Source organism: Rathayibacter sp. AY1A3, from assembly GCF_002930975.1.
In the GTDB taxonomy this organism is placed as follows: Bacteria; Actinomycetota; Actinomycetes; order Actinomycetales; family Microbacteriaceae; genus Rathayibacter.
The window spans coordinates 11,772-23,706 of the sequence record NZ_PSTO01000030.1 but is presented as its reverse complement, the minus strand read 5'-3'; the positions used below and the strand labels follow the sequence as shown (position 1 = coordinate 23,706).

Here is an 11,935-nt window from a genome sequence, read left to right as displayed (position 1 = left end):
GCGGCGCCGAGGTGGGGGCCGGCGCGGGATGGTTCCCGCGCCGACCCGGGCTGGTGGGGCCGATCAGGACTCGAAGGCCGAGGGCAGGTACTCGGAGACGTTGTCCTTGGTGACGACCGGCGCGAAGAGCTGGATCTGGCGCGGGACGCCGAGCGAGCTGGTGTCGGCCATCGACTTGTTCTGCTCGACGAGGCGGGCGAGCTTGATGCCGTCCGCGGCCTGGGTCGAGGGGTAGACGACCGTGGCCTTGACGACGGAGTCGTCGGCCTCGATCGCGCGCATCACGTTGGCCGAGCCGGCGCCGCCGACGAAGAGGAACTCGTCGCGTCCGGCGGTGTCGATCGCCGCGAGGACGCCGACGCCCTGGTCGTCGTCGTGGTTCCAGATGGCGTCGATCTTCGGCGCGGCCTGGAGGAGGTTGGCCGCGGCCTGCTCTCCGCCCTGGACGGTGAAGTCGGCGGCGACGCGGTTGTCCACGTCGAGTCCGCAGCCCTCGAGCGCGTCCGAGAAGCCCTGGCTGCGCTCCTGGGTCAGCGGGAGGGAGTCGATGCCGGCGATCTCGGCGACGACGGCGTCGGGGTTGTCGCCGAGCTCCTCGCAGATGTAGGTGCCGGCGCTGACGCCCATGCCGTAGTTGTCGCCGAGGATGGTCGACCGGGCGGCGAAGGGGCTGGAGAACTCGCGGTCCACGTTGATGACGGTGATGCCCGCCTCCATCGCCTGGGTGGCGACCTGCGTGAGCGCCGCTCCGTCGATCGGCAGGAGCACGATCGCGTCGACTCCGTCGTTGATGAAGGTCTCGACCTGGCTGATCTGGAGGTTGACGTCGTTGGTGCCCTCCGCGGTGCGGAGCTCCACGTCGTCGTACTTCTCGGCCTCGGCGATGGCGGCGCGGCTGACCGCGCCCATCCAGCCGTGGTCGGCGGCGGGAGCGGTGAAGCCGATGACGACGTTGTCGCCGGAGGCGTCGTTGTCCGAGGCGGCCACGGCGGCGGCGGTCCCGCCGGAGGCGGCGTTGCCGGTCTCGACCGGGGCGTTCGAGATGCAGCCGGTGAGCATCAGCGCGACGGCGCCGAAGGCGACGCCGGCCGAGCCGAGTCGGGCGGTGCGGGAGAGGCGGCTGCGGGTGAAGGGGCGTGCGGGCATGGAAGTGATCTCCTTCGATCGATCCGAGGGGTCCGAGGGCACACGTGTCCTCGGAGAGGTGACCTGAGTGGTCGGGTGGGTTGCTGTGTGTGGAGGAGCGGGGCCGGAGCCCCGGGGTCAGGACTTCCTGCCGCGGGCGGCGAACCGCTGCTGCAGCAGGACGGCGGCGACGATGATCGCGCCCTTCGCGACGGCCTGAGTCGAGGTCGACATGTTGTTCTGCGTGAACACGTTGGTCAGGGTCGTGAAGATGAGGACGCCGAACACGGTGCCGACGATGGTGCCGCGGCCGCCGGCCAGCAGCGTGCCTCCGACGACGACCGCCGCGATGGCGTCGAGCTCGTAGAGGAGGCCGTTGGTCGAGCTGCCGGCGGTGGTGCGGGCGAGCATCATGACGGCGGCGATGCCGGCGGTGAGCCCGGCGAGGCCGTAGACGTACATGGTGTGGCGGCGGACCTTGATGCCGGCGAGGCGGGCCGCCTCCGGGTTGCCGCCGACCGCGATGGTGCGGCGGCCGAAGGTGGTGCGGTTGAGCAGGATCCAGCCGGCGACGGCGACGACCACGAAGATCAGCACGAGCACCGGGATGCCGAGCACGTCGGCGCGGAAGAAGTCGAGGAACGGCGTGACCGTGACGACCTGCGTCTGGCGGTTCGAGATCAGCTCGGCGAAGCCGCGGGCGGCGACGAGCATCGCCAGGGTCGCCATGAAGGCGACGACCCGGCCGTAGGCGATCAGCGCGCCGTTGATCAGGCCGCAGACGAGGCCGACGACGACCGCGGTGAGCACGATCACCAGCCAGGAGGTGTTGGCCGCGTAGTACTGGGTCGAGACCGTGCTCGCCCAGACCGTCGCGAGCCCCATCACGGAGCCGACCGAGAGGTCGATGCCGCCGGAGGTGATGACGAAGGTCATCCCGATGCTCAGCACGCCGATGACCGCGGCGAGGCGGAGGATCGTGAGCACGTTGTCGACGCTGGCGAAGCGCTCCCCCGCGGTGGCGAATCCGACGATGCAGAGGATCACCAGCGCGAGCAGCAGCCCGACGTTGCGGCCGAGGGAGCCCTGCATGAGGCGGGCGATCCCGGAGCGGGAGTCCTTCGAGGGCACGCCCCCGGAGGAGCCTCCCGTCGCGGCCGACGCGTGACGGGCGGCGTCCTCCTGCGGACCGCCGATCGACGGCGACGCGGTGTCGAGCTGTCCGCTCACGCTGCACTTCCTTCCATGACGAGATCGAGCACGCGGTGCTCGTCGATCGAATCGGCCGGGCCCTCGTGGACCACGGCGCCGTCGGAGATCACGAGCACTCGGTCGGAGAGTCCGAGGACCTCGCCGATCTCGCTGGAGACCACGAGCACGGCGGCGCCGTTGGTCGCGAGGTCCCTGATCAGGGTGTAGATCTCGGCCCGTGCGCCGACGTCGACCCCGCGGGTCGGCTCGTCGAGCAGCAGGACGCGGCAGCCGCGCACGAGCCAGCGGGCGAGGAGCGCCTTCTGCTGGTTGCCTCCGGAGAGGGTGCGGGCGTCGCGGTCGACCCCGGAGGGCCGCAGGTCGAGGGAGACCGCCTGCTCGGCCGCCGCCGCGCGCTCGGAGCGCTCGTCGAGGAAGCCGCGCTTGGCGAAGCGGTCGAAGGTCGAGAGGGTGATGTTGCGGTAGACCGGCTCGTCCAGGAGCAGGCCCTGGCTCTTGCGCTCCTCCGGGCAGAGGCCGATGCCGGCGTCGACCGCCGAGGTGACGGAGCCGGCGCGCAGGCGCTTGCCCGCCACGCTGACCGTCCCGGTGCTGGCGCGGCGCGCCCCGTAGATGGTCTCGAGGATCTCGGAGCGGCCGGAGCCGACCAGCCCCGCGAGGCCGACGACCTCGCCGGCGCGGATCTCGAGGGAGACGTCCGAGAAGGAGCCCTGCAGGCCCAGCTTCTCGACCTTCAGCAGCGTCTCGGCCTCGACGTCGAGCTCCTGGCGGTCCGGGAAGACGTACTCGACGGCGCGGCCGGTCATCAGGGTGATGAGCTTCGAGGTGGGGGTGTCGGCGACCGCGAGGTTCTGCGCGACGGTCGCGCCGTCCTTGATCACGGTGATCCGGTCGCCGATGGCGCGGATCTCGTCGAGGCGATGCGAGATGTAGACGATGGCGACGCCGGAGGCGGTGAGCTGGCGCACCACGTGGAAGAGGTTCTCCACCTCCTCGGAGTCGAGCACCGCGGAGGGCTCGTCCATGATGATGACCCGCGCGTCGTGCGAGAGGGCACGGGCCATCTGCACGATCTGCTTGCCGGCGGCGGAGAGCGTGCCGACCTCGCGGTTCGGCGAGATCTCGGAGTGCCCGAGGCGCTCCATCAGCTCGCGGGTGATCCTCGTGGCCTTCGCCCGGGCGGTGAAGCCGCCGCGGGAGAGCTCGTGGCCGAGGAAGATGTTCTCGGCGACGGAGAGGCCGTCGACGACGTCGAGCTCCTGGTACATCGTCGCGATGCCCAGGGCGAGGGCCGCCGTCGGGGACGGGATCGTGACGACGTTCCCGTCGACGAGGATCTCGCCCTCGGTGGGCTGGTGGGCCCCGGCGAGGGTCTTGATGAGGGTGGACTTGCCGGCGCCGTTCTGGCCGAGGAGGCAGTGCACCTCACCGGGTCGGACATCGAGGTCGACGCCGTCGAGAGCACGGGCGCCGGGGAAGACCTTCACGATGCCGCGCATCTGCAGAAGCAGCTGCTGAGACTCGTCGGAGGTGCGGGGAAGAGGCTGTGCAGCAGTGCTGCGGGGGTCTGCGGTGACCATGCGGATGAAGCTACTTCCACTTACGTCGCGGGTCAAGCAAAAGTTCTGAACCGATTCGAAGGCGGTTCGAGTGATCGCCCAGTCGCCCCAAGGGCTTCCTGCTACCGCGTCAGGGCTGGGATCCGCGGGATTACGCGACATCTGACGGCGGCGGTTGAGACATTCCGTCCGTGATAGAGCGCTCTCCGAACCCTATGAACGCGCTCATGTCCGTGCAGCCCGGGCGCGTCGCCCCGGAGGCGGCCTCGCCGAGCGCGGTAGCGCCCGCGCCCCGACCCGTGGCAGGGTCGTACGGCCGACGAAAGGACGACGATGTCGAACGACCGAGCCCTGCGCGTCGCGATGGTGGGGACCGCCTTCATGGGCCGCACCCACTCGCACGCCTGGCGCACCGCCTCCCGCTTCTTCCCCCTCCCCCTCCGCCCCGAGCTCGCCGTGCTCGTGGGGAGCAACCCCGACTCGACCGCCGAGCGCGCCGAGCGGCTGGGCTGGAGCGAGGCCTCCACCGACTGGCGGGCCGTCATCGCCCGCGACGACATCGACCTCGTCGACATCTGCACCCCGGGCGACACCCACGCCGAGATCGCCATCGCGGCCCTCGAGGCCGGCAAGCACGTGCTGTGCGAGAAGCCACTCGCCAACTCCGTCGAGGAGGCGGAGCGGATGGTCGCCGCGGCCGCCGCCTCCGGGAAGGTTGCGATGTGCGGCTTCAGCTACCGCCGCACTCCGGCCCTCGCCCTCGCCAAGCGCTTCATCGAGGAGGGCCGCCTCGGCGACATCCGCCACGTGCGCGCCCAGTACCTGCAGGACTGGCTGTCCGACTCCGAGGCGCCGCTGACCTGGCGCCTGCAGAAGGAGCGCGCCGGCTCGGGCGCCCTCGGCGACATCGGCGCGCACAGCATCGACACCGCCCAGTGGCTGACCGGCCGCGGCATCACCTCGGTCTCGGCGACGCTGCGCACCTTCACCACCGAGCGCCCCGTGCTCAGCGAGCAGGTCGGCCTCGGCGGCCGCGCCGGTGCCGACGCCCCGCGCGGCGCCGTGACCGTCGACGACGCCGCGGCCTTCACCGCCTCCTTCGAGGGCGGTGCCCTGGGCGTCTTCGAGGCGACCCGCGTCGCGACCGGCCGCCGCAACGCCAACCGGATCGAGGTGAACGGCGAGCTCGGCTCGATCGCGTTCGACTTCGAGCGGATGAACGAGCTCGAGTACTACGACGCCCGCGACCCCGAGGAGGCGCAGGGCTTCCGGCGCATCCAGGTCACCGAGCCGGCGCACCCGTACATGGCGGCGTGGTGGCCGACCGGGCACGGCATCGGCTACGAGCACCTCTTCACGCACCAGGTCGTCGACCTCGTCGAGGCGATCGCCGGCGGCACGGCGGTCACGCCCACCTTCGCCGACGCCCTCGACGTGCAGCGAGTCCTCGACGCGGTGGCCACCAGCGCCGGCGCGTCGTCCGTCTCCACGCCGGTCGCCCGCTGACCCGCCCGTCCCCTCCCCGCGAGATGCCGCTCCGGTACGCCTCCCCTGCGTGTCGCGCACCCGAGCGGCCTCTCGCGAAGGGGCACGGAGGGCTGGTGCGGGACGCGTTCGGCGCCGTGCGCCGATCCTGCGCCATAATGCGCCTATGAGCAAGAAGATTGACGCCGCGCATCGCGCGCTGGTAGACGCCCTCGACAAGCACGCCCGACTCGTCTCGGACAAGGAGTCGAAGCCGCGGAAGGTCGAACGGGCGGGAGCCGAGCTCCGCGCCGCGACGAAGGCGTACGCCGCGCTCGTGTCCGCGCGCACCGGCGCCGCGAGCCCCTTCGCCGACCTGGCCGACCCCCGCCTGGACAAGCCGACCATCGCGTCGCTCCGGGCCGAGCGCGACGCGATCGCGAAGCGGATCGCCAAGCACGAGGCGTCGGCGGGCGAGGACGGCGCGCTCGCGAGCTGAGCGGCCGCCACGGCGCGCTCAGGCGCTGAGCAGCAGCCCCAGCGCTCTCGAGAGCTCGTGCGCGCGGCACGGCGCGATCCCGCGCTGAGCGGCCGCCACGCCGCGCTCTGGCGGTGAGCGGGCACCTCCGCTGCCTCCGAGTCGCCGTGTTACGCGCGGGTTCCGCGCGGGTCCGACCGCCTTCGTAAGGTGATCCCCGGGATCCGCGCAGTCGCGGCGCCGAGCGACCGGAGGCCGGTCGCAGCGCCGGCGGTGACCAGCACCGCCCGGTCGGCGCCGAGTGCCCGGATCCTCTCCACGGAAGGATCCCCACAGCCATGACCCTGCGCACCCGACTCCTCGCGACCTCCGCGATCGCCGCCTCCGCCGCCCTCCTCCTCGCCGGCTGCTCCGGCGCGGGCGGTGGCGACGACACCGTCCGCATCGGCGTAGTCGGCGCGAGCGACCCCTACTGGGCCACCTACGAGAAGGCCGCCGCCGCCGCCGGGATCGACGTCGAGATCGTCGACTTCAGCGACTACAACCAGCCCAACCCCGCCCTCACCGAGGGCGAGATCGACCTCAACCAGTTCCAGCACATCGCCTACCTGGCGCAGTACAACACCTCGGCCGACGCCGACCTCGTGCCGATCGGCGCGACCGCGATCTACCCGCTCGGCCTCTACTCCTCGCAGTACGACGACGTCGCGGACATCCCCACCGGTTCCACCGTCGCGATCCCCAACGACGAGACCAATCAGGCGCGCGCGCTGCTGGTGCTGCAGTCGGCCGGGCTCGTCGAGCTGAAGGACGGCGGCGGAGTGCTCTCGAACGTCGACGACGTCGAGTCCTCCTCGAAGGTGGAGGTCACCGCGCTCGAGGCCTCCCTCACCCCGACGTCGCTCCCGGACGTGGCCGCCGCGATCATCAACAACGACTTCATCGAGAACGCGGGCCTCAAGGCCTCGGACGCGATCGCCCAGGACGACCCGAGCGACCCCGCCTCCCTGCTCTACACGAACATCTTCGCCGCCCGGGCCGACGACGCCGAGAACGAGACCTACACGAAGCTCGTCTCGATCTACCAGGACAGCCAGGACGTGCTCGACGGCGTCTCGGAGCAGTCCGGCGGCACCGCGGTCTTCCTGAAGACGCCCGCCTCCGAGCTGGAGACCTCGCTCGAGTCCGCCGAGACCGACATCTCCGCCGCCTCCTGACTCCGGCATCCGCGGCACCGCGCCGGTCGGGTCCTCCGCTCGCGGAGCTCCCCACCGGCGCGGTCCCGCGCCTCCCCCGCAACAGAAAGGGCGCCCCGTGCCGCTCATCCGCATGACCGACGTGCGCAAGGTGTACCCCGGCGCAGGGCGCGGCGCCGCCCCGACCGCGGCCGTCGACGGCGTGAGCCTCGAGATCGAGGCGGGCGACGTCTACGGCGTGATCGGCTACTCCGGCGCCGGCAAGAGCACGCTCGCGCGCCTCGTCAACGCCCTCGAGCCCGCGACCAGCGGCAGCATCGAGATCGACGGCCGCGAGACCGTGGGCCTGCCCGAGCGCGAGCTGCGCCGGCTGCGCCTGGGGATCGGGATGATCTTCCAGCAGTTCAACCTGTTCGGCTCGAAGACCGTGGGGCAGAACGTCGCCTACCCGCTGCAGGTCGCGGGCGTCCCGCGCGCGGAGCAGCGCGCCCGCGTCGACGAGATGCTCCGCTTCGTCGGCCTGAGCGACAAGGCGCGCAGCCACCCGGAGCAGCTCTCGGGCGGGCAGAAGCAGCGCGTCGGCATCGCCCGCGCCCTCGCCGCCTCCCCGCGCATCCTGCTGGCCGACGAGGCCACCAGCGCGCTCGACCCGGACACCACCGGCGAGGTGCTCGCCCTCCTCCGCCGCATCAATGAGGAGCTGGGCGTCACCATCGTCGTGATCACCCACGAGATGGACGTGGTCCAGCAGCTCGCGACGAAGGTCGCGGTGATGGAGTCGGGCCGCATCGTGGAGCGCGGGCCCGTCTTCGAGGTGTTCTCGGCCCCGCGCGAGCCGGTCACCCGCCGCTTCGTCTCCACGGTCGTCCGCTCGGTGCCCTCGCCCGCGGAGGCGGCCGTGCTGCGCGCGCGCCACCGCGGCCGGCTGGTCACGCTCTCGTTCTCGGACGACTCCGCCTCCCAGGGCGACGTCTTCGCCGAGGTCGCGGCCGCCGGCGTGCCGCTCGAGCTCGTCTACGGCGGCATCACCGACGTCCGCGGGCGGGCCTTCGGCCACCTCACGGTCGCCCTCGACGCGCCGGACGGCGTCGTCGACCCCCTCCTCGCCCGCCTCGGCGGACGCGTCGCCCTCACGGAGGTGCCCCGATGAACGAGCTGATCCCGCTCCTGCCCAAGCTCGTCCAGGCGACCGGCGAGACGCTCTACATCGTCGCGCTGAGCCTCCTCTTCGGCGGGCTCGGCGGACTGCTGATCGGACTGGGCCTCGCGCTCACCCGCGGCGGCGCCCTCTACGCGAACCGGGTGGTCCACGGACTGCTCAACGTGATCGTGAACGTGTTCCGGCCGATCCCGTTCATCATCTTCATCGCCGCGGCCCAGCCGCTGGCCCGGCTGGTGGTCGGCTCCGGCATCGGCACGGACGCCATCGTCTTCACCCTCTCGCTCGGCGCCGCCTTCGGCATCGGGCGGATCGTGGAGCAGAACCTGCTGACCGTGCAGCCCGGCGTGATCGAGGCGGCGCGGTCGGTCGGAGCGAGCCGGTTCCGGATCGTCCGCACGGTGCTGCTGCCGGAGGCGCTCGGTCCGCTGATCCTCGGCTACACGTTCGTGTTCGTCGCCGTGATCGACATGTCGGCGGTCGCCGGATACATCGGCGCCGGCGGGCTCGGCAACTTCGCGATCCAGTACGGCTACCGGCAGTTCGAGCCGGTCGTCACCTGGGCCGCGGTGCTCGTGATCATCGTGATCGTGCAGCTGGTGCAGCTGCTCGGCAACGTGCTGGCCCGCCGCGTCCTGCGCCGCTGAGGCCGCCCCCCGCACGGATGCGAAACGCCACCCCGGTACGCGACACGCGGGTGTCGCTGTACCGGAGTGGCGTCTCGCGGAGTGCCGTCCGCCGGGGCGGGAGGCGTCAGTAGCGCGGCTTGCGCTCCGGGCGCTCGCTCGAGCGGCTCGGGCCGCTGGGGCGTGCGCCGCGGTCGGCGCCGGCGCGGCTCGGACGGCGGTCCGGCTTCAGCTCGATCAGCTGGCCGCTGATGCGGGTGTCGGCGAGGCGGTCGAGCACGTCCTGGGGCAGGTCGGCCGGCAGCTCCACGATCGAGAAGTCCGGGCGGATGTCGATGTGCCCGAAGTCGCCGCGGTTGAGGCCGCCCTCGTTCGCGAGCGCGCCCACGATCTGGCGGGGCTCGACGCGCTGGCGGCGGCCGACCTCGATCCGGTACGAGGCGAGGTTGCTGTTCGCCGGGCGCTGACGGCGCTCGGGACGCTCGCCCCTGTCGCCGCCGCGGTCGAAGCGGTCGCCGCGCTCGGGGCGGTCGCCGCGGTCGGGCCGGGAGTCGCGGTCCTCGCGCTCGCGACGGGCGAAGCGGGGGTCGTCGGGCGAGAGCAGCAGCGGCTCCTCGCCCTGCGCGACGATGGCCAGCGCGGCGGCGACGTCCGACTCGACCACGTCGTGGTGCTCGACGTAGTGGCCGATGATGTCGCGGAAGCGCTGCAGGCGCTCGGTGTCGGCGAGCGCCGCGGTGATCGCGTCGTCGAAGCGCGAGAGGCGGGTGACGTTGACGTCCTCGACGCTCGGCATCCGCATCTCGGTCAGCGGCTGGCGGGTGGCCTTCTCGATGGCGGCGAGGAGGCGGCGCTCGCGCGGCGTGACGAAGCTGATCGCCGCTCCGCTGCGCCCCGCGCGGCCGGTGCGGCCGATGCGGTGGACGTACGACTCGGTGTCGATCGGGATGTCGTAGTTGACGACGTGGCTGATGCGCTCGACGTCGAGGCCGCGGGCGGCGACGTCGGTCGCGACGAGGATGTCGAGCTTGCCCGACTTCAGCTGCTCGACGGTGCGCTCGCGCTGGGCCTGGGCCACGTCTCCGCTGATCGCCGCCGCGGTGTAGCCGCGGGCGCGCAGCTTCTCGGCCAGCGTCTCCGTCTCGCTCTTCGTGCGGACGAACACGATCATGCCCTCGAAGTTCTCGACCTCGAGGATGCGGGTGAGGGCGTCGACCTTCTGCGGGTACGACACCATCAGATAGCGCTGGGTGGTGTTGACGGAGGTCGTGGTCTTGTTCTTGACCGTGATCTCCTCCGGCTCCTTCAGGTACTTGCCGGAGATGCGGCGGATCTGCGCGGGCATCGTCGCCGAGAACAGCGCGATCTGCTTCTCGACGGGGGTGTCGGCGAGGATCGTCTCGACGTCCTCCGCGAAGCCCATCTTGAGCATCTCGTCGGCCTCGTCGAGCACCAGGAACTTCAGCTGCGAGAGGTCGAGGGTGCCCTTCTCGAGGTGGTCCATGATGCGGCCGGGGGTGCCGACGACGACGTGGACGCCGCGGCGGAGCGCGGAGAGCTGGGTGCCGTAGCCCTGGCCGCCGTAGACGGGGAGGACGTGGACGCCGCGGAGGCCGGACGCGTAGCGCTCGAACGCCTCGCACACCTGCAGCGCGAGCTCGCGGGTCGGGGCCAGCACGAGGGCCTGCGGCGTCTTCTGCGAGACGTCGAGGCGCGAGAGGATCGGCAGCGCGAACGCCGCGGTCTTGCCGGTGCCGGTCTGGGCGACGCCGAGGACGTCGCGGCCGGAGAGGAGGGACGGGATCGTCGCGGCCTGGATGGCCGAGGGCGTCTCGTAGCCGACCTCCTTGAGGGCCTTGAGGACCGGGTCGGAGAGACCGAGGTCGGAGAAGGTGAGCGTGGGGGCGCTCTCGGAAGCGGTGTCGGCTTCGGGGGCGGAATCGGGGGTATCGGTGGACGCCATGGTGCAACGGTAGTGCTCCGGCGGCGCCGCCGTCCGAGGGAACCCCGAACGCTCGGGCGATCCCGACCCTCCGGAGGCGCCTCGAGCGCCCGTCACGGGGTGAAGTCGAGCAGCACCTTGCTCGAGCGCGAGGCGTCGCGGGCGAGCTCGAAGGCCTCGAGCGCGCGCTCCAGCGGCAGCACCTGCGTGACCACCGGCGCCACCGCGAGGCTCCCGTCGGCGAGCGCCGCCAGCACCTCGTCGATCTCGTCGACGAAGCGGAAGGAGCCGATCAGGCGCAGCTCCCGGGTGATCGCGAGCGAGATCAGGGCCGGCTGCTCGCCCGAGGGGAGGAGTCCCACCATCACGACGGTGCCGCCGCGGGCGGCGCCCCGGACGGCCGAACCGAGGCCGCGCGGGCTGCCCGAGGACTCGAAGACGACGTCGGCCGCGACCTCGGCGATCGCGTCGGCGTCGGTCGCGCGGATCGTCCGGGTCGCGCCGACCGCGCGGGCGATCGCAAGGGGCTCCTCGGCCAGGTCGACGGCGACGATCTCGGCCGCCCCCGCCCGCCTCAGCACGGCGACGATCAGCGCCCCGATCGGGCCGCTGCCGATCACCAGCGCGCGCCGTCCCGACACTTCACCCGCGCGCGACACCGCGTGCCAGGCGACGCTCGCCGGCTCCGCGAGCGCCGCCTCCCGGAGCCCGAGGCCGGCGGGCAGCTCGCGGAGCATGCGCGCCGGCAGCACCGCGTGGCGGGCGAACGCGCCCTGGGTGTGCGGCATCCGCGCGGCGCTGCCCAGGTAGGTGCCCTCGGTCGCGAGGTTCGGCCGCCCGTCGGGCCACTCGCCGCGAGCGGTCGCGGGGTGCACGGCGACGGCCGCGCCGACAGGGGGTCCGGAGCCGTCCGCCGCTGCCTCGACGACCGTGCCGACCACCTCGTGGCCGAGCGTCAGCGGCTCGCGGAGGATCGACTCGCCCGCGGCGCCGTGCGTCCAGTAGTGCAGATCGGAGCCGCAGATCCCGCCGTACGCGACGGCGACGAGGGCCTCGCCGGGGCCGCGCGGCGCGAGCGGCGCCTCCTCGACGCGGAGGTCGCCGGCGGCGTGGACGACGACGCGGGTGGTGGAGTCGGGGACGAGCGCGGTCATGCGGGTTCCGTTCGGTGGGT

10 protein-coding genes are annotated in these 11,935 nt (G+C 72.4%); 5 read left to right on the top strand and 5 right to left on the bottom strand.

Annotated elements, in window-relative coordinates:
* Positions 1-63: 63 nt before the first annotated feature.
* The 3 genes from C5C10_RS13250 to C5C10_RS13240 form a co-directional block, all read right to left on the bottom strand.
* Positions 64-1,146, bottom strand: coding sequence for a substrate-binding domain-containing protein (locus C5C10_RS13250; RefSeq protein ID WP_104222461.1), 1,083 nt, complete (start codon positions 1,144-1,146; stop codon positions 64-66).
* A 117-nt stretch (positions 1,147-1,263) separates the two neighbouring features.
* Positions 1,264-2,217, bottom strand: a complete 954-nt coding sequence (locus C5C10_RS13245) for an ABC transporter permease (RefSeq protein WP_068256795.1) — start codon at positions 2,215-2,217, stop codon at positions 1,264-1,266.
* A gap of 134 nt (positions 2,218-2,351) precedes the next feature.
* Positions 2,352-3,836 (bottom strand): sugar ABC transporter ATP-binding protein, encoded by a 1,485-nt coding sequence (locus C5C10_RS13240; protein WP_208543410.1) that lies wholly within the window; start codon positions 3,834-3,836, stop codon positions 2,352-2,354.
* Positions 3,837-4,229: 393 nt separating this feature from the next.
* On the opposite strand from C5C10_RS13240, the gene C5C10_RS13235 reads away from it, so the two are divergent.
* From C5C10_RS13235 to C5C10_RS13215, 5 genes are all read left to right on the top strand, one after another.
* Positions 4,230-5,402, top strand: a complete 1,173-nt coding sequence (locus C5C10_RS13235; RefSeq protein WP_104226598.1) for a Gfo/Idh/MocA family protein — start codon at positions 4,230-4,232, stop codon at positions 5,400-5,402.
* 145 nt (positions 5,403-5,547) lie between these two features.
* Positions 5,548-5,859: a hypothetical protein gene (locus C5C10_RS13230; protein WP_104233529.1), complete on the top strand. Its 312-nt coding sequence runs from the start codon at positions 5,548-5,550 to the stop codon at positions 5,857-5,859.
* Between the two features lie 317 nt (positions 5,860-6,176).
* On the top strand, positions 6,177-7,055 hold the full coding sequence (locus C5C10_RS13225) for a MetQ/NlpA family ABC transporter substrate-binding protein (protein WP_104329459.1): 879 nt from the start codon (positions 6,177-6,179) through the stop codon (positions 7,053-7,055).
* Positions 7,056-7,152: 97 nt separating this feature from the next.
* The gene (locus C5C10_RS13220) at positions 7,153-8,184 is read left to right on the top strand and encodes a methionine ABC transporter ATP-binding protein (RefSeq protein WP_258060579.1); all 1,032 of its coding nucleotides are present in this window, start codon (positions 7,153-7,155) and stop codon (positions 8,182-8,184) included.
* A complete protein-coding gene (locus C5C10_RS13215) occupies positions 8,181-8,840 on the top strand; it encodes a methionine ABC transporter permease (RefSeq protein ID WP_104233527.1) in 660 nt (219 codons plus the stop codon). The genes C5C10_RS13220 and C5C10_RS13215 overlap by 4 nt, the downstream gene beginning before the upstream one ends.
* Positions 8,841-8,946: 106 nt before the next feature.
* On the opposite strand, the gene C5C10_RS13210 is transcribed toward C5C10_RS13215, so the two are convergent.
* Together C5C10_RS13210 and C5C10_RS13205 are read right to left on the bottom strand one after the other, a co-directional pair.
* Complete coding sequence (locus tag C5C10_RS13210) at positions 8,947-10,782, bottom strand: DEAD/DEAH box helicase (RefSeq protein WP_104237941.1); 1,836 nt, start codon at positions 10,780-10,782, stop codon at positions 8,947-8,949.
* Positions 10,783-10,874: 92 nt separating this feature from the next.
* Positions 10,875-11,915 (bottom strand): L-idonate 5-dehydrogenase, encoded by a 1,041-nt coding sequence (locus C5C10_RS13205; RefSeq protein WP_104329458.1) that lies wholly within the window; start codon positions 11,913-11,915, stop codon positions 10,875-10,877.
* Between the last annotated feature and the right edge of the window lie 20 nt (positions 11,916-11,935).

Excerpts from the sequence above, each read along its gene's own strand:
- C5C10_RS13250 (WP_104222461.1), bottom strand. The coding sequence starts at position 1,146 with ATGCCCGCACGCCCCTTCACCCGCAGCCGCCTCTCCCGCACCGCCCGA.
- C5C10_RS13245 (WP_068256795.1), bottom strand. The coding sequence starts at position 2,217 with ATGCAGGGCTCCCTCGGCCGCAACGTCGGGCTGCTGCTCGCGCTGGTG.
- C5C10_RS13240 (WP_208543410.1), bottom strand. The coding sequence starts at position 3,836 with ATGCGCGGCATCGTGAAGGTCTTCCCCGGCGCCCGTGCTCTCGACGGC.
- C5C10_RS13235 (WP_104226598.1), top strand. The coding sequence starts at position 4,230 with ATGTCGAACGACCGAGCCCTGCGCGTCGCGATGGTGGGGACCGCCTTC.
- C5C10_RS13230 (WP_104233529.1), top strand. The coding sequence starts at position 5,548 with ATGAGCAAGAAGATTGACGCCGCGCATCGCGCGCTGGTAGACGCCCTC.
- C5C10_RS13225 (WP_104329459.1), top strand. The coding sequence starts at position 6,177 with ATGACCCTGCGCACCCGACTCCTCGCGACCTCCGCGATCGCCGCCTCC.
- C5C10_RS13215 (WP_104233527.1), top strand. The coding sequence starts at position 8,181 with ATGAACGAGCTGATCCCGCTCCTGCCCAAGCTCGTCCAGGCGACCGGC.
- C5C10_RS13210 (WP_104237941.1), bottom strand. The coding sequence starts at position 10,782 with ATGGCGTCCACCGATACCCCCGATTCCGCCCCCGAAGCCGACACCGCT.
- C5C10_RS13205 (WP_104329458.1), bottom strand. The coding sequence starts at position 11,915 with ATGACCGCGCTCGTCCCCGACTCCACCACCCGCGTCGTCGTCCACGCC.